The sequence below is a fragment of the Collibacillus ludicampi genome, from assembly GCF_023705585.1.
GTDB classification, from domain to species: Bacteria; Bacillota; Bacilli; order Tumebacillales; family BOQE01; genus Collibacillus; species Collibacillus ludicampi.
Genome location: NZ_BOQE01000001.1, coordinates 3,608,594 through 3,626,617, shown reverse-complemented (window position 1 = coordinate 3,626,617; position 18,024 = coordinate 3,608,594). Strand labels below are relative to the sequence as shown.

The 18,024-nt window shown below is 46.9% G+C and carries 13 protein-coding genes; 11 read left to right on the top strand and 2 right to left on the bottom strand.

Features of this window, described 5'->3' with window-relative positions; genetic code table 11:
* The first annotated feature begins 11 nt into the window (after positions 1-11).
* On the top strand, positions 12-677 hold the full coding sequence (locus DNHGIG_RS18390; protein ID WP_282200965.1) for a class II aldolase/adducin family protein: 666 nt from the start codon (positions 12-14) through the stop codon (positions 675-677).
* Positions 678-706: 29 nt separating this feature from the next.
* Positions 707-2,002, top strand: coding sequence for an amidohydrolase (locus tag DNHGIG_RS18385; protein ID WP_282200964.1), 1,296 nt, complete (start codon positions 707-709; stop codon positions 2,000-2,002).
* Between the two features lie 443 nt (positions 2,003-2,445).
* Here the strand turns inward: DNHGIG_RS18385 and DNHGIG_RS18380 are convergent, their stop codons facing one another.
* Positions 2,446-2,634, bottom strand: coding sequence for a hypothetical protein (locus DNHGIG_RS18380; RefSeq protein ID WP_282200963.1), 189 nt, complete (start codon positions 2,632-2,634; stop codon positions 2,446-2,448).
* A gap of 158 nt (positions 2,635-2,792) precedes the next feature.
* On the opposite strand from DNHGIG_RS18380, the gene surE reads away from it, so the two are divergent.
* From surE to DNHGIG_RS18340, 8 genes are all read left to right on the top strand, one after another.
* A complete protein-coding gene (surE, locus tag DNHGIG_RS18375) occupies positions 2,793-3,554 on the top strand; it encodes a 5'/3'-nucleotidase SurE (RefSeq protein WP_282200962.1) in 762 nt (253 codons plus the stop codon).
* 155 nt (positions 3,555-3,709) lie between these two features.
* Entirely contained in the window at positions 3,710-4,261 is a 552-nt protein-coding gene (locus tag DNHGIG_RS18370; RefSeq protein WP_282200961.1) for a hypothetical protein, read from the top strand.
* Entirely contained in the window at positions 4,258-5,763 is a 1,506-nt protein-coding gene (locus DNHGIG_RS18365; RefSeq protein ID WP_282200960.1) for an ATP-dependent metallopeptidase FtsH/Yme1/Tma family protein, read from the top strand. Before DNHGIG_RS18370 ends, DNHGIG_RS18365 begins: the two co-directional genes overlap by 4 nt.
* Before the next feature lie 113 nt (positions 5,764-5,876).
* On the top strand, positions 5,877-7,166 hold the full coding sequence (gene asnS / locus DNHGIG_RS18360) for an asparagine--tRNA ligase (protein WP_282200959.1): 1,290 nt from the start codon (positions 5,877-5,879) through the stop codon (positions 7,164-7,166).
* 222 nt (positions 7,167-7,388) lie between these two features.
* Positions 7,389-8,510, top strand: a complete 1,122-nt coding sequence (locus tag DNHGIG_RS18355; RefSeq protein WP_282200958.1) for a DnaD domain-containing protein — start codon at positions 7,389-7,391, stop codon at positions 8,508-8,510.
* Between the two features lie 40 nt (positions 8,511-8,550).
* Positions 8,551-9,534 (top strand): ATP-binding protein, encoded by a 984-nt coding sequence (locus tag DNHGIG_RS18350; protein WP_282201475.1) that lies wholly within the window; start codon positions 8,551-8,553, stop codon positions 9,532-9,534.
* A gap of 348 nt (positions 9,535-9,882) precedes the next feature.
* Positions 9,883-10,788 carry a serine O-acetyltransferase EpsC gene (gene epsC, locus DNHGIG_RS18345; RefSeq protein WP_282200957.1) on the top strand — a complete coding sequence of 302 codons (906 nt, stop codon included), beginning with the start codon at positions 9,883-9,885 and terminating at the stop codon, positions 10,786-10,788.
* Between the two features lie 241 nt (positions 10,789-11,029).
* Positions 11,030-11,992 (top strand): DMT family transporter, encoded by a 963-nt coding sequence (locus tag DNHGIG_RS18340; RefSeq protein ID WP_369414760.1) that lies wholly within the window; start codon positions 11,030-11,032, stop codon positions 11,990-11,992.
* 169 nt (positions 11,993-12,161) lie between these two features.
* Here DNHGIG_RS18340 and gltC read toward each other — a convergent pair whose 3' ends face one another.
* On the bottom strand, positions 12,162-13,067 hold the full coding sequence (gene gltC, locus DNHGIG_RS18335; RefSeq protein WP_282200956.1) for a glutamate biosynthesis transcriptional regulator GltC: 906 nt from the start codon (positions 13,065-13,067) through the stop codon (positions 12,162-12,164).
* 179 nt (positions 13,068-13,246) lie between these two features.
* Here gltC and gltB point away from each other — a divergent pair, with 179 nt between their 5' ends.
* Positions 13,247-17,845, top strand: a complete 4,599-nt coding sequence (gene gltB / locus DNHGIG_RS18330; RefSeq protein WP_282200955.1) for a glutamate synthase large subunit — start codon at positions 13,247-13,249, stop codon at positions 17,843-17,845.
* The last annotated feature ends 179 nt before the right edge of the window (positions 17,846-18,024 follow it).

The following is an 18,024-nucleotide window of genomic DNA, read 5'->3' as shown; positions in this document are numbered from 1 at the left end:
GGGGAACACAGGTGAACGAACAGATTCAGAGAGTGCGACAGGAAGTTTTGGATGCTGCGAAAAAGATGGTGAAAGCAGGGCTGGTGGCTTCAGTCTGGGGGAACTTGTCTGCTCGAGTAGCGGATAGTGATCTCGTCGTCGTCACACCAAGTGGTGTTGAATATGAGACATTGACTGTCAATGATCTCGTGGTTGTCAGGCTCGATACGGGCGATGTGGTGGAAGGAAGTCTCAAGCCAACATCCGAGTTGAATATGCATCTGGCGATCTTGCGCGCTCGTCCGGATGTCGGCGGTGTGATGCACACTCATAGCGTCTATGCATCTGCTTGTGCCGTTGCCCGCTGTTCGATTCCGCCGTTGATTGAAGACATGGCACAAGTGGTAGGGGGCGCAGTTTCTGTCGCTCGCTACGCTTTACCGGGGACGGTAGAATTGGGGCAACATGTCGTCCAGGCGCTGGGAAATAAAGGTGCAGCTTTGTTGGCGAACCATGGGGTTGTAGGCGTGGGAGAGACGATCTCGGAAGCGCTCCGTGTTTGCGTCATCGTAGAAAAGGCAGCTCAAATCTTTGCGCTTTCAAAAATGATCGGCAGTCCCGTGTTACTTTCACAGGAAGATGTAGATTTCCTGCGTCATGTGTATAAAACTTCTTACGGGCAGAAGAAGTCTACATAAAAAAACTTATGTATACTGGAGGCGGAACGATGAACCGTATTCTCATACAGAACGCCATGATCGTACCGATGACGGAAGAATCTTGGATCAATAAAGGATACATCGTGATTGAAGGGAAACGTATTGCCGAAGTAAAAGAAGGGGATTACACAGGAGATTTTAAACGATTTTCTCTAGTGATCGATGCATCGGGGAAATTGGTGATGCCAGGCCTCATCAATACTCACGGCCATGCCGCGATGACACTTCTGCGCAGTTATGCCGATGATCTTCCTTTAATGGAATGGCTGCAGACTCGTTGTTGGCCGATCGAAGACCGAATGACTGCCGATGATATCTATTGGGGTACACAATTGGCCGTATTAGAGATGTTAAAGACAGGAACTACCTGTTTTACCGATATGTACTTTCAAATGGACGGTGTGGCCCGTGTGGCGGAACAATCGGGAATTAGGGCCGTTCTCTCGCGCGGAATGATCGGGTTTGAACCGAAGGGGCCGATCGCCATGCAAGAAAGCCGGCAGTTCATCCGGGACTGGCACGGGAAAGCGGACGGAAGAATTACGACCATGTTAGGGCCGCATGCTCCTTATACCTGCCCACCGGATTATATTCAATCGGTCGTCCGATTATCCGAAGAACTTGACATACCGATACAAATTCATTTGTCGGAAACCGCGTATGAAGTGCAACAATGCAAAGAACAAACGGGAATGTCTCCGATTGCTCTTATGGAATCGTTAGGTGTATTTTCCCGTCCCACATTGGCCGCTCATTGCGTTCATGTGAGTGAAGAGGATATCGATATTCTTGCGAAATACGATGTCCGTGTGGCACATAACCCAAACTCCAACTTAAAATTAGGATCAGGCATAGCTCCCGTTCCATCCATGTTGAAGAAAGGTGTTACGGTCGGATTAGGAACGGACGGAGCGGCTTCCAATAACAATCTGGATATGTTTGAAGAGATGCGTTATGCTGCCATGATCCACAAAGGTGTCGACATGGATCCGTTGGCCGTCCCAGCATTTAAAGCACTTGAAATGGCGACGAAAGACGGGGCGCGCGCACTCTTTCTTGAAGACACGTTGGGCACCCTGCAACCGGGTGCGCTTGCTGATTTGATCTTGCTCGATTACCAGAAGCCTTACTATTATCCGCGTCATAACCCGCTGGCACATCTCGTATATGCCGGTCAATCTGGGGATGTCACGGATGTCATCATAGACGGTCAGATCGTAATGGAAAACCGCACGGTAAAAACACTGGATGAAGAGCGGATCTATCAAGAAGTCAAACGCGTATGTGAGCGATTGTTTGCATAATATTATTAGAGGATGCAAATGCTGTTGAATCGACTCGCTTCCCTTGAAACGTGAAAGAGACTTTGAGTGAAACAGTGACTTTGGTGGTCTCCTCGCCTCCTGCTGGACGTCAAGGGATATATGCTTTTCGCGTAATAGCTACATTGAAGGTCGTCACGCAGTAGCAACTTATGCCACATACATCCAGAAAATGAAAAAAGTTTCTTGTTTCGGGAAGAAAAATTTAAGTTTACCACGAGCAGTGAAGTGCTTTTTGGGTGGATGGTTTCGCTTTGCAGCGCAGAGGTGAGTTGAAGGTCGTTCCGCAACTTCTGTTAAGAATTCGGGCGGGACGACCTTCATCGAACCCAAGCGCAAAGCGAACCATCCACCCAAGCACTCATTTTCAATCACCCAAACACTAGTTTCAAAGTAGATGTATATTACATCCACGAAGGGGTAAGTTATACATGACTAAGAATACTGCGCAGCGGAAGTTTGTTTTCTTGCAATCTATCACATAGACACGAACTTGGATTCGGCCATCTTTCGCTAAGAATGAGATCTTGCATGCCGAGCGATCGCGCCATTTCTTCCTTCAATTGGTCGAGTTCGGCGGCTGTGAGTTGCGTAGATACGGGTACCACTGCCAACCGGATCACCCCCTTCTGAAGTACCTATAGTATCCTCAAGTGTGTTCGGGCGTATGTTACGTGGTTTTTACCATACGCACCAAGCACTCATGCTACGAATCACTTTGCTATATAAAATTCTCCATGGTATAATTTGTAGCAGAATAGGGGGAGACTGGATGCGTATATTGATCTGCAATGATGACGGAATCTATTCAAAAGGAATTCGTACACTCGCGGAACGACTCGCTTCCGAATTCGAAGTGACCGTCGTGGCACCTGACCGTCCCAAGAGCGCTGTCGGTCACGGGATCACGTTACATAAGCCGTTATATATTGAACGACACGATTGGGGTCCCGATATCAACGTATTTGCCGTCAATGGAACTCCTGCCGATTGTGTTAAGATTGGCGTGCAGTTGATTTTGGCAGATAAACTTCCGGATTTGATCATCTCGGGTATCAACGAAGGATCGAATTTAGGAACTGACATTATCTATTCGGGAACGGTTTCTGCCGCAGTTGAAGGAATTATTCAAGGAATACCATCAATAGCCGTGTCGCTTTGCGGAAATGTGTTTACAGATTTTCGCTATCCAGCAGACTTCACCGCGTCGCTCGCGCAACAAGTGTTGAGAAATGGACTTGATGATGACACCTTATTGAATGTAAACATACCCTCACACAAAAGAGAAGAGATTAAAGGCGTTTCCATAACATCAGTAGGGAAACGTCGTTATGACAGTACATATGAGACGCGTCTGGATCCACGGGGACGTTCGTACTACTGGATCGCCGGAAAGATTTTGGACATTCCGAATTCTGAAGATACGGACGTTCATGCCATCTCGGAAAACCGCATCTCGATTTCACCGGTTCGGTTTGTCTTAACGCATCAAGAATTTATAGACACAATGAAACAGTGGCACATCAAGTGGTAGTCATGTCCCAACATGTCGTCAAGACATGTTTTTCTTTTTTCAGGAAGGGATTACCGCAGAAAGAAACGAACAAATATGATATACTTGTGAGGCACATTTATTATGTAAACAAGAATTGAATATCATGAATCAATATAGATTGGAGGGGTGTCGTTTTGTCTCGTATTCGTATTGTCCCGACGTTGGTGATTACGTTCACCGCCTTGATCGTTCTCTTCGGCGGCTGGATTATGTATAGAAACTACGGTTTAGTACGGCCTTTAGAGCGGGAACTCAGCAGTATGGCACCCGTACAACATGTGAATGTAGTGGTTAATAATCAAACGAAAGAAATTCAAGTAACATTGAAGAAAGTTCCTGACTTGATGACAGCATATCAATCGGTAAAAGAGAGAGTAACAAGTACGTTAGGTAATAACGTAAAAATCGTCATTCGTGATCATCGATCGAAAGAATTGATCGATTTATATCAAAATTATCAACCGTTGATCTTTGAAGGCATAGCAAAAGGGAACTACACGTCGATGATCGATACGCTCAAGCGTCGTGCAGCCAATGATGGGATCACGAACGCGCGGATAACGATGGATAAGAACAACATTTACATTCAACTGGAAAAAGGATCGGATTATTTATATGAGATCGTTCCTTATCATGAACCAAAACAAATCCAAATCAACGATGGGCAAGGGGGGGATCAGCAATGATTCGTGAAGTCATTATCGGAGTTGGGGTTGCTCTTACCATCTTCCTTGCATTTTTTGGCGTTAACGTGTTTCCATTTTTGCTCTTGACAGCGGTTCTTGTCGCGCTCTCCATGATGGTGGATCGCAAAGGAATTGCCACGACCGGATCGAAAGAATCGGCAGTTGCACATAGGATCGATTTTCAACAAATCGGTGGCCAGGAAAACGCCAAACGTGAACTGAGAGAGGCGCTCGATTTTCTAAAGTATCGGGATAAAATCAAGTCGATGGGCATCCGTCCGTTGAAAGGGATCCTTCTCACGGGCCCGCCGGGAACCGGTAAGACGTTGATGGCAAAAGCGGCTGCAACGTATACAGATTCTGTGTTCGTATCCGCTTCCGGTTCTGAATTCGTGGAAATGTATGTCGGTGTTGGTGCTTCCCGCGTGCGTGAGCTATTCAAGAAAGCGCGTTCGCTGGCGAAGAGAGAAGGAAAAGATAGCGCGATTGTTTTTATCGATGAGATTGACGTTGTCGGCGGAAAACGCGGAAGCGGGCAGGGGCATCAGGAATATGACCAAACATTGAATCAACTCCTGACAGAAATGGATGGCATGCAGACAACACAAAATCCGTTCGTCTTGGTGATCGCCGCAACGAACCGCGTGGATATGCTTGATCCTGCGCTTTTGCGCCCGGGACGCTTTGACAGACAAATCAAAGTCGATCTGCCTGATCGGGAAGGTCGATTGCACATTTTAGAAATCCAAACAAAAAACAAACCGCTTGCAGATGATGTGGATCTGGATGTCATTGCTAAGGAAACATTTGGTTTTTCGGGCGCTCAACTGGAAAGTTTAACAAACGAAGCCGCAATCCTCGCGCTGCGTGAAGGTAAAGATAAGATTCATCTGCAACATCTTCGCGACGCGGTTGACAAAGTTTTGATGGGAGAGAAAACCGGGAAAAAACCGACCGAGGACGAATTGCACCGTGTGGCTGTACATGAGCTTGGTCATGCGGTTACTGCGGAAAACGTGCGTCCAAACTCTGTCGCACATATTACGATCGCACCGCGCGGGAATGCGCTTGGATTCGTTCGTCAAGTTCCTGAAAACGATGCATATCTCTATACGAAAGAGCAGTTGGAAAATCAAATCAAAGTGGCTCTGGGAGGTGCCGTAGCGGAAGAACTGATCTATGGAAACCGTTCCACCGGGGCACAAAACGATTTCATGCAAGCGTCCCATTTGGCGCGTACATTGATCCATTGTGGATTGTCTCGCTTGGGCATCGTTGATGCGGAGAACCTGCAAAAAAACATTTTGGATGAAGAGATTCGCCGCATCTTGGCGGAACAAGAAGAAGAAACTCGCAAACTGCTCGCTTCGTATAAGGATCGCTTGGAATCGTTATCCAACTATCTGGTGGATCGTGAATCCATGCCGGGAGAAGATTTCCGCGCATGGTTAAAAGGAAAGTCGGATATAGCACAGAGAGAAGTAGCGGCTACGACGGCATAAGGGACCCGGAACGGGTCTCTTTCATTTTCTCTCATTCTGTGTTATTTTGTACAAGGAGATCATTCATTTTTATAAAAGATGCATTCATGCTTGTACATAATGGAGGGAATATCGTGAAAGCCACCATTGCTGCAATTGGCCAGTTTGTGGGCCAAGAGGTACTCATCGAGGGATGGCTTTGGAATAAGCGTTCCAGCGGAAAAATACAATTTTTACAATTGAGGGACGGAACCGGTTTTATTCAGGGGGTTGTGGTCAAGTCGGAAGTTTCTCCGGAAGTGTTTGCTCTTTGCGACCGTTTAAGCCAGGAATCTTCCATTCGCGTAAAAGGGGTCGTCCGTGCTGACGAACGGGCTCCCAGCGGTTTTGAACTGACTGTATCTGACGTGGAATTAGTCGCGCTGGCAGAGGAATATCCGATTTCGCCGAAAGAACATGGCGTCGATTTCTTGATGGATCATCGCCACCTCTGGATTCGTTCTCCCCGTCAGAGGGCGATTCTCAAAATACGTGCCGAAATCATTAAAGCCATGCGCCAATTTTTGGACGGAAACGGCTTTGTTCAGGTAGACCCGCCGATCCTTACGCCATCCTCTTGTGAGGGGACGACGACTTTATTCCATACGAAGTATTTTGATGACGACGCTTATTTGACACAATCCGGACAGTTGTATATGGAAGCCGCTGCGATGGCATTGGGGCGCGTGTACTCCTTTGGGCCAACGTTCCGTGCTGAAAAGTCGAAGACGAGACGCCATTTGATCGAGTTTTGGATGATCGAACCGGAGATGGCTTACTGTACACACGAAGAAAACATGGCTTTACAGGAAGCTTTCGTTCAACATATCGTCCGGCATGTCCTAGAAACCTGTCAAATGGAATTGAAGACGATTGATCGGGATACAAAGCCTCTCGAAAGAGTCGTCGAAGGACCGTTCCCGCGGATCACGTATGATGAGGCGATCCGCTTGCTTCAAGAGATGGGTCATGAGATTCAATGGGGTGATGATTTTGGAGCACCTCATGAGACTGATCTGACGAAACGATTTGATCGTCCGCTCTTCATCGAGAAGTTTCCGACTGCGATCAAGGCATTTTATATGCAGCCCGATCCGGAGAGACCGGAAGTGATTCTGGGGGCCGATTTGTTGGCACCGGAGGGATACGGAGAAATCATCGGCGGATCCCAACGTATTCATGATCCGGAATTGCTGAAGAAGCGGTTCGAAGAGCATCATCTGGGAGAAGCGTATGATTGGTACATGGATCTGCGAAGATATGGCACTGTACCACATTCCGGATTTGGTATCGGACTGGAAAGAACGATCGCATGGATTTGCGGTCTCGATCACGTACGCGAAACGATACCTTTTCCACGCCTTCTCAATCGACTCTACCCATAATCGGAGTGTTCAAAAAGGCTTTCTTCCTACCAGGGATGGTTACAGAAGAAGCGCTTCGAATGAAATCTTTTTGAACGACCTCATAAGCTTTAAGAAGGTTAAAGACCGAGCAAGTATGTTCTGCTCGGTCTTTATTGGCTAATTCCATGGTTCAATCTCTATAAGCTTTCGACAAAATCTGCTATACTTACTGTGCTAGTTTTTAAGAAGGACGGATGCATAATGAGCGAACAGAAGATGATCAGCGCGCGAGTGGAGAGAGAATATGACTTCGTCCGGAATCAATGGGATAATAATGTGTTTTTTCAAATCCATGATAGTGCTTTATATTCCTTTTTTCTCGCCGAAATCTCACCGATGCAACTACATACGCTGGTGACGCTTGCGCTATTCATGGATGAGTCGGGAAAGATCGAAATTTCTGTAGCAGATATGGCGAAAGCACTTTCAATTTCTTTCCACCAAGTAAACAAACGTATCGAAGATTTGTTAAATTTTCGTTTTCGGGACAAGCCGATCATTCATGTAACCAGACCTCAAGGGAAAACCGATTCAGATAAAATTTCGGTCGAGTTTTTACCCATTTCACCGATCACGATCCATGACGGGAACGTGGGGGCAGCGGAGTCAGTGGCGTTTACCCCGCAGAATCCCGATTATTTATACGGGTTTCTGCAAAATATGATGGGAGTTCAGGAATTGTCAGATGCGGATAGAGAAATTCTTAAGAAATTGCAAGATTATCCGTTGGAACTTCCCCCGCAAGTGATCGAAGTGTTGATTGAGCATGTTTTCGAATACAAAGGATTTTTCGACCGTCAATATCTAATGACGATTGCCACTTCCTGGTCATTTGCATGCATACAGACGAAAGAACAGGCGGTGCAATGGATCGAAGAGACATCCAAATTCACGTCGGCGGTACAAGAGCTGGATGCCAAGTCTTATCTTACTCAGTATTTGCGCGACCGCTTAAAGAGACAGCCCACTGGAACACAGATCGGCATCATCCATCAGCTTTTGGAAAAACCTTACGAGTTTGAACCTGGCTGTGTCGAAGTGTTAATCGAACATGTGATCTCTCAACAAATTCTTTCAAAAGGAAAACCTGATTTTCCAAAACGGTATGTGGAAGTGATCGCACAGGAGTGGTTGGAAAGAGGTGTACGCACGAGACAAACGGCATTGGAGGCGATTGCCGAATGGAATGCGTCACATGCTTTGCAGTTGCCTAACACCTCGGCAGATACAAAAGAACGGCCTCTCATTCAACAGAAACGCGAGAAACCTGTAAAGGTAAGAAGTTCGTATATCGAGAAATTGCGGAAGGCGGGAGCAAGATAAGATATAACAGGGAGAGAGGAGGGAAATCACTTTGAGCGGAATGGTTCGGATCGGTGAGTTGGTTGGAAAGAATTCTTTCTTCAGCGAACGCGCGAAGTATCTTGATCCGGGAATGTTGGATAATCCGAAAGCGTATTGGGAAGCCCGTTTTCCTGAATTGCGGGAGGCGAACTTGCCTGCAAGTGCTTATACACCCTCTACCTCCCTTCGTTTGATGAATGTCTGGTATGATCGCAAAAAATGTGAAGGATGTACTGGATATCAATCGTGTCCGAAGAATGACGATGTAAAAGGGCATGTATTTTCCATAGGAATTGTTGATGGTATGATCATAGAACAAGTGAACTCTTGTCATTTTTATCGTCAACATATGGAAAAAGAACTGGAAAATCGCCTTTGGGTATTCTCCGGATTGAATGACGGTCATCGAAGGATGACGTTTGAAAATTTCCCTAGGGAGCAGAAAAAGCTCAATAAAGAGCTATGTCGTCGCGCTTGGTATTTTGCGCAAAATTATGTGCCCGGCGCAGATATGAAAGGTCTTTATATATACGGTGCATACGGAACAGCAAAAACGCACCTCGCATGTGCGATGCTGAATCAATTGATCGCACGCAGGCTTAAAGTCTTGTATGTACAAGCGGAACGAACATTTGCCGCGTTATCCGATCTTTATTTTCGCGAACATCGGGACGGTTTGCCCACTCGTTCGGAAATCCTCGATAAATATATCTCAGCCGACGTTTTAGTGATTGATGAACTCGGCCATGAAAACGTGAACGACGCCTCGATTTGGGCGTTATATACGATCTTGAACGGACGTGAACCTCAGCGTAAGCCAGTGATCATCACTTCAAATTTTTCTCCGATGGATCTGGCAGAACGTTACCTAGAACGAGCCGCCGGTGAAACGAGTCGGCGAGCGGAAGCCCTCATCTCGCGCTTATACTGGCTTACGGATGATTATGAAATGCATGGAGAAGATTACCGTTCGAGAAAGTATTTAAAAAATTTGGATTCGTGAGGGTTACGCGCCTTTCTGCGACGCTTGAGTGTGAAGTCGAATGTTCGGCTTCTTCACTGAAGCGTTTTTTGTTATCAATCAGAACGGAATATCACTTGAGCTGGATCGGGATCGAACGCGGATTACACTGAGGAAACGAGGGAGGAGGTTATTGAAATATTACGCCTACTCAACAGAGTTGTCAATAAATTTTCGTGAATTCTTGTTTTTTAAAGAAGAAATGTAAGCGATGATACTTGACGAAAAAGTTAGGGATTTTCGAGTGAAAAGGTTTGTGATATGCTTCTTCATAAATACTTTTTCATTAGGAATTATCGTTTGATCGTTTTTCTTTGACAGGAGGAAAACATGGTGGAACGTGTTTTTAAAAGTTTCGCTGATGTGGCCAATCAATTATGTGAAGGATATCAGAATCACTCAGCCTTACAGGGACAATCACGCATCTTTCCGAATCGTAAACATGTGATCCAGTCCCTGGAGGATATGCAAGGAATCCTTCTCCCCGGATACTATTCCGATGAGATCCATCACGCCGTTTCACTTATTGAACGTCTAGGCTCTCTGCAGTGGTCATTATCCAGGCAGTTGCACGACTCTGTCCCGCACGATTGTCCGCAAGGAAAATGTGAAACCTTTTTTTGTGAAGTGTTTCAACATGCGTTTTCGGACGCGATTCAATTGATCGAGAAATTACCTGCGATCCGTGAAATCTTGAACACCGACGTACAGGCGGCGTTTCGTGGAGATCCAGCGGCGAAGAATTACGATGAAATTATCCTTTCCTACCCTGGAATTCTTGCGATTATGACCCATCGCATCGCACATGAGATATTCAAATTGGGCTATCACATGATCGCCCGCATCATGTCTGAACATGCACACAGCCTGACAGGTATCGATATACATCCGGGCGCGACCATCGGACGATACTTTTTCATTGATCATGGTACGGGTGTTGTCATTGGGGAGACCTGTGTGATCGGAGATAACGTCAAGGTGTATCAAGGGGTTACACTGGGTGCACTCTCTTTCCAGCGTGATATGGATGGGAATATCATCCGAGATTCCAAAAAGCGCCATCCTACGATCGAGGATGATGTGACTATTTATTCTGGGGCTACCATTCTGGGCGGGGATACGGTCATCGGACGAGGTTCGGTCATAGGAGGGAACGTCTGGTTAACAAAAAGCGTTCCTCCCGGAAGCAAAGTCATTACAAAACCTGAGATTCAAATGTTTACAAGTGAAATTTAAGAAGCAAAAATATTATACGCGCTGTTACGCCTTCCTGTTCAAGGAAGGCATTTTTGACGGCTTCGATGATTGGACATAACAACATGTAAACGTGTTTTGAACCATAAGAATTTCTCGCTAGAAAGGTCAGACCTTTAGTACCACAAAACAATAGCGATCCAGTATAAATTGTCGCGAACATTCCGACTGTCAGAATTCATATCTGTTAACTTCTGCCATATATTCGTTATAATGAAGATACATTTGTTGTGATAGAAAGGGGAGATCTGCTACGAGATCTCTGAAGACCGAATTCCTGTTAATGGGTGTCGTTCTCGTGTGGGGGGCCAACTATACCGTCAGCAAATACGGTATACTCGAACTTACTCCTGAGATGTTCACGTTCTTGCGCTTCGCTATCGTCTTTCCGCTGCTCCTTTTGGCTGTCTTGTGGAAAGAGCGGAGTCTTGCGATTGAAAGGCGGGATATTCTACGGTTGGTGTTCACGGGATTGGTAGGGATCGCAATCTATCAAACTCTCTTCATGACGTCTGTCAAATATACGTCGGCCACCCATTCATCCCTCATGATCGCACTCTCTCCGATTTTTACAGGAATATTGGCGATAATCGGTGGGCAGGAGAAATTCACGTGGAGGGTTCAGGCGGGATCGCTGATCTCCTTTCTCGGAGCGGCCGCAGTCATTGGACTTGGCGATGAAGGCGTTTCTTTTTATTCGAGATCATTTTTCGGAGACATGATGGGACTTCTGGCTGCTTTTTTCTGGGGCTGGTATCCCGTCTTGGCGGCGCCGCTTGTCCGGAAATACTCCTCGCTGCGCGTGACCGCGTGGTCATCCGTTGTGGGGGTTCTTGCTCTTTTATTGATGAATATCCATCAATTCTCTAGAACATCTTGGCATTGGCATGTCATGACGTGGGCATCCCTTTTCTATTCAGCCATCCTCGTAACGGTTTACGGTCTCGTCGCTTGGTATTACGGTGTCAGTCAGATCGGTCCGACGAAAGTGATGGTCTACATGTACGCCATACCGCTTGTTGCCATTTTGGTTGCGGCGGGTGTCTTGCATGAAGCGATCAACTCATGGCAAATCATCGGGGCCCTTGTCATTCTCGCGGGAATCACGATTGTTAAAACGGAAGGCAAGAGAAACGCTGCGGTCAGTACCCATCCTTCAATGGGAAGAGGCAGGCGCGAACTATAAAATGGATGTAAGAAAGTCCCGAGATGTGTGATATTACCCCTCTTGTGTAAACAGTCGGAAGAAAGACCCATACTGAATTACACAGGAGGGGTAATTTTTATATGGGTAAAATAAGAACTTTTTACCCATTGTACTTGACAGGGCTCATTTCATGCGAACCAGGGCTTTCTCACATACTGAACTTATTGAGGACAGCGAAAAAGTCTTTGAGAAATTCATAAAACAGTTTCTCGGAAGGGGGGAGTTCTCGGTTATTCGGAATGATGACCCCCACTGTCCGTTTTACATCCGGCTCACTGATCGGGATTTTGACCGTTTCCCTCGGAATGTTATCGATCAGCGTAACTTCGGGAAGAAGTGTCACGCCTAACCCTGCGGCCACCAAACCTTTGATGGCGTCAATGTCTTCCCCCTCAAACGACACCTGTGGTTCAAACCCCATCTGCTGACAGGCATCCATTACGATTTTACGCAGGATGAATCCGTCCGGGAAGAGCACAAAGGAATCATTTTGTAATTCGTTTAAACGTATCGAAGCCCGATCAGCGAGAACATGATGAGACGGTAACAAAGCCCATATCTTATCCGCAAAGAAAATGTGTCCTCGGATTTCTTTCTGGTTCGTAGGTACTGGACCTAGAAAGGCTAGGTCAATTTCCCCCTTGATCACCGCATTGATCAGGTAATTGTACGCACCCTGCCGAAGCTTAAAGCCTACATGGGGATGCTTTTCGCGAAACGCGGAAATAACGGTTGGGAGCGTGTGAGCGGCCAAGCTGCTGGTGAATCCAACACGGATCGTTCCTCTTTCCGGATCCAAGAATTCCTCGATTTCCTGTTTGGCTTTTTCGATCTCCTTCATCGCCGTTTCCACATGTTCCAGAAAGATCTTTCCAACCGGTGTCAGTCTGACATTGCGCCCTTCACGGATGAATAACTGAATTCCCAATTCCTCTTCCAAATTGGCGATCTGCCGACTGACTGCCGATTGAGCCACGTGCAAAGCCAGTGCAGCCTCGGTCACATGCTCCCGTTTTGCCACCTCAATGAAGTATTGGAGCTGTCGTAATTCCATCATCAATCCCTCAATTATAATCCATCTCAAAATGAGATCGTATTTATCTAAATTATATATTGTTAATATGAATTAACAACTCTAAAATATAATCAATCAGGAATGATTCGTAATTGAATGATAAGTCGTTATGTAATGGCTTTTTCATTATAGAAATACTCGGACGGGGAGTGGGGAAGATGACAGAAATGAAATTTCCGAGAAAACAAGGATTGTATGATCCTGTATACGAACATGATGCATGCGGAATCGGGTTTATCGCCCATATGAACGGGAAAATGTCTCATGAAATCGTGAAAAAAGGTCTTGCAATGCTCTGTCAGCTAGAACATCGCGGCGGGCAAGGAAGCGATCCGGAAACGGGCGACGGTGCCGGAATTATGCTCCAAATCCCGCACGAGTTCTTTGCAAAATCCTTTAACGAGATGCAGATCGATGTACCTGCCCCCGGAACGTACGGGGTGGGCATGCTGTTTTTGCCGATGGACCCGGAAATGAGATCCGCTTTCGAAAAACGCCTGGAGAAGATCATTCAGGCGGAAGGACAAAAGCTGCTCGGCTGGCGTACCGTTCCTACAGATGATACGAAGATTGGAAAAACTGCCAAAGCGAGCCGACCGTTTATTCGTCAAGTGTTTATTGGTGCGAGCTTTGATTGTCAAGACTCGTTGACTTTCGAACGGAAGTTATATGTCATTCGCAAACAATGGGAAAAAGAGGTCGGACGTGACGCATACGTCGCGAGTTTTTCAAGCCGGACGATCGTGTACAAAGGGTTGTTGACTCCCGCGCAATTGGACGCTTTCTATTTGGACTTGCAAGATCCGTCGTTTGCTTCTGCTTTTTCGATGGTACACTCTCGCTTCAGCACAAACACATTTCCGAGTTGGGAGCGGGCACATCCAAACCGTTATTTGATTCACAACGGGGAAATCAATACCCTTCAGGGCAATATCAACTGGATGTTTGCTCGTGAGAAAATGTTCGCGTCGGATGCTTTCGGAGAAGATCTGCAAAAGGTATTGCCGATCATCGACATGGAAGGAAGCGACTCGGCGATTCTGGACAATTGCATTGAATTTTTGGCATTAGCCGGACGCTCGCTTCCTCATGCGGCGATGATGATGATTCCCGAGCCGTGGGAGCAAGATGAGCGAATGGGAGATCCGAAAAAAGCGTTCTACGAGTACCACAGCTGCTTGATGGAACCTTGGGACGGACCGACTGCGATCTGTTTTACCGACGGGAAACAAATCGGAGCGATTTTGGATCGTAACGGTTTGCGTCCGGCACGTTATTATGTGACGACTGATGATACCATTATACTTTCTTCCGAAGTCGGCGTGTTAGATATACCTGAAGAAAAAGTGGTTTATAAAGGACGTCTCAGTCCTGGAAAAATGCTCTTAGTGGATCTGCAAGAAGGGCGCATCATCGCTGACGAAGAAATCAAAAAACAAATCGCGAGCGAACACCCTTACCGTGAATGGTTGAATCAAGGAACGATTCGGCTTGCCGATTTACCGGAAGCGTCAATGAGCGAAGATTTGGATAAAAAAACGATTTTGCAAATGCAAAAAGCTTTCGGTTATACGCAGGAAGAATTGAAAAAGGGATTGGCCTCCATGGTCACGGAAGGGAAAGACCCGATAGGATCCATGGGGATTGATACGCCTTTAGCCGTACTGTCTGACAGACCCCAGCTTTTATATAACTACTTTAAGCAATCATTCGCTCAGGTTACGAATCCGCCGATTGATGCGATTCGCGAATCGTGTGTGACATCCACGCTTACATGGCTTGGAGCGGAAGGAAATTTGTTGAAGCCGGATGCGAACAGCTGTCGTAGAATTCGCCTAGAAACACCCATTCTTTCGGATACTGAACTTGCTAAACTTCGCGGCAATGCATATCCGGAGTTTAAGGCGAAAACCCTTCCGATCTTATTTAATGCTGAAGATGGTGAAGGACAACTGGAAAAAGCCCTTGATGCGGTATTTTCAGCGGCTGATCAAGCCATTCAAGAAGGATATACCCTGTTGATCCTTTCTGACCGCGGGATGAATCAAGAGTGGGCAGCAATCCCGGCGCTCCTAGCCGTCAGCGGGCTTCATCATCACCTGGTTCGCCAAGGAACACGCACGAAAGTCAGTCTGATCGTAGAATCGGGCGAGCCCCGCGATGTTCATCAATTTGCGATGTTGATCGGTTACGGTGCGGATGCCGTGAATCCGTACCTGGCGATCGCGACCCTGAGAGAACTGATCGAAGGACAGACCCTGACAAATTTGACACATGAAGAGGCTGTTCGGAAATATATCCGTACAGTGATGGAAGGTGTCGTCAAGGTCATGTCTAAAATGGGCATCTCTACCGTCCAAAGTTATCGCGGCGCACAAATTTTTGAAGCGGTCGGCATCGGTTCATCCGTTATCGAACGTTATTTCACAAGGACTTCTTCCCAAATCGGTGGAATTACACTCGAAATCATCGCAAAAGAGACATTGATGCGTCACGAAAAGGCATATCAATCGGAAAGCGATGAGTCGTTAGAACCGGGAAGTGATTTTCAATGGCGCCGGGACGGCGAATATCACGCGTTCAACCCCAAAACGGTCCATACTTTACAGAGGGCTTGCCGTCAAGGGGACTATGAGCTCTTTAAAAAATACTCGGAAATGGCCCATGCACAGCAATTGGCATTCCTGCGTAACATTCTGGAATTCAAGACGGATCGGAGACCCATACCGATCGATGAGGTTGAATCTGTCGAATCGATTTGTCGTCGTTTCAAAACCGGCGCGATGTCCTATGGCGCTCTGAGTCAGGAAGCCCACGAAGCATTGGCGATAGCGATGAATCGACTTGGCGGAAAGAGTAACAGCGGAGAAGGGGGAGAAGACCCGAAACGCTATCTTCCAGATGCGAACGGAGATTCGCGCCGCAGTGCGATCAAACAGGTTGCATCAGGGAGATTCGGGGTAACCAGTTATTATTTAGTGAATGCCGATGAGATTCAAATCAAAATGGCGCAGGGGGCGAAGCCGGGGGAAGGCGGGCAACTGCCCGGTAACAAAGTCTATCCCTGGATCGCAGAAGTACGCGGATCGACACCGGGTGTAGGTTTGATCTCACCGCCTCCTCATCATGATATTTACTCCATCGAAGATCTCGCACAACTGATTTTCGATCTGAAAAATGCAAATCCGAAAGCGAGAATCAGTGTGAAGTTGGTCTCCAAGGCCGGCGTTGGAACGATTGCGGCCGGGGTCGCAAAAGGGCTGGCTGATGTGATTGTGATCAGCGGACATGACGGGGGGACCGGCGCGTCGCCTCGGACCAGTATCAAACACGCAGGGCTTCCGTGGGAACTTGGATTGGCCGAAACCCATCAGACATTATTGCTCAATCGTTTGCGCGACCGTGTCGTCTTGGAGACGGACGGTAAAATGATGACCGGACGGGATGTCGTGATCGCCGCACTGTTAGGTGCGGAAGAATTCGGCTTTTCAACCGCACCGCTCGTTGTTCTCGGCTGTGTCATGGCGCGCGTTTGCCATCTCGACACCTGTCCCGTAGGTGTCGCTACACAGAATCCGGAACTGCGCAAAAAGTTCATGGGTGATCCGGAACATGTCGTAACATTCATGCGTTTTGTTGCACAAGAAGTTCGCGAGATTATGGCACAATTAGGATTCCGCACGATCGAAGAAATGGTTGGGCGCACGGATGTATTGACAGTGAGCGAAAAGGCGAAATCCCACTGGAAAGCAAAATATCTGGATCTTTCACCCATTCTTTATCAGCCGGATGTTCCTGCAGAAGTGGGCAGATATTATCAATCTCCTCAAGATCACAAACTGGAGCAAACGCTGGATTGTCGTGAGCTGTTGAAACTTTGTCAGCCGGCGCTCGAGAAAAAGCAATCCGTGAAAGCGACTCTACCGATACGAAATACGAACCGAGTAGTGGGTACAATCCTAGGCAGCGAAGTTACCAAACGCTTCGGTGAATCCGGCTTGCCGGACGATACGATCCACCTGCATTTTATTGGCTCTGCCGGACAAAGTTTTGGCGCGTTCGTACCGAAAGGAATCACTTTGGTATTAGAAGGGGACGCGAACGATTATATTGGAAAAGGATTATCAGGTGGTAAGATTGCCGTGTTCCCCAAAGAAGAAGCAACATTTGCACCGGAACAAAATATTATTATCGGCAACGTGGCCTTTTACGGAGCGACAGCGGGTGAAGCTTACATTCGCGGTATCGCCGGTGAACGTTTCTGTGTGCGCAACAGCGGTCTTCGTGCCGTCGTTGAAGGAGTCGGCGACCATGGTTGTGAGTACATGACAGGAGGACGCGTCGTCATCTTGGGACCGGTCGGAAAGAATTTTGCCGCAGGTATGTCAGGTGGGGTTGCGTACGTACTCACGGAAGACGCTGGGAAGTTTGCAGAGCTGTGCAATCAGGAAATGGTGCTTCTTGAATCGTTAGAAGATGAGAAAGAAATCTCGGTGGTCAAACAACTCATCGAGAATCACGTCGACTATACGTGGAGTGAACACGCGCAAAATATTTTGGATCAATGGGATGTCATGGTCAAGAAATTTGTAAAAGTTATTCCAAAAGATTACAAACGGATGTTGGCGTCCATTGAACAAATGGAGTCGGCGGGAATGGAACGCAAAGAAGCGATCATGGCTGCTTTTCAAATGAATAAAGAGAAAAACGGTAAGAAGGAAAACGACAAGAAAGAGCCTGCGCCTATCGTTTCTTAAATGATCATATTATGCCTTAGTGAGCGGCGGTTGTATTGGATCTCGATCACAGACTAGAATTAGTCTGAGATCCAAAGCCGCCGCTTTTCATTTGCTTTGCATGTGATCATCTCCTTTTTTTCTTCCATTTTATACGTGATTCACCCGATCGATCAGTTCTCGTAAAATGGATTCGGGAA

Coding starts and splice junctions, on each gene's coding strand:
- DNHGIG_RS18385 (WP_282200964.1), top strand. CDS start 707: ATGAACCGTATTCTCATACAGAACGCCATGATCGTACCGATGACGGAA.
- surE (WP_282200962.1), top strand. CDS start 2,793: ATGCGTATATTGATCTGCAATGATGACGGAATCTATTCAAAAGGAATT.
- DNHGIG_RS18365 (WP_282200960.1), top strand. CDS start 4,258: ATGATTCGTGAAGTCATTATCGGAGTTGGGGTTGCTCTTACCATCTTC.
- DNHGIG_RS18355 (WP_282200958.1), top strand. CDS start 7,389: ATGAGCGAACAGAAGATGATCAGCGCGCGAGTGGAGAGAGAATATGAC.
- DNHGIG_RS18350 (WP_282201475.1), top strand. CDS start 8,551: ATGGTTCGGATCGGTGAGTTGGTTGGAAAGAATTCTTTCTTCAGCGAA.
- epsC (WP_282200957.1), top strand. CDS start 9,883: ATGGTGGAACGTGTTTTTAAAAGTTTCGCTGATGTGGCCAATCAATTA.
- gltC (WP_282200956.1), bottom strand. CDS start 13,067: ATGGAATTACGACAGCTCCAATACTTCATTGAGGTGGCAAAACGGGAG.
- gltB (WP_282200955.1), top strand. CDS start 13,247: ATGACAGAAATGAAATTTCCGAGAAAACAAGGATTGTATGATCCTGTA.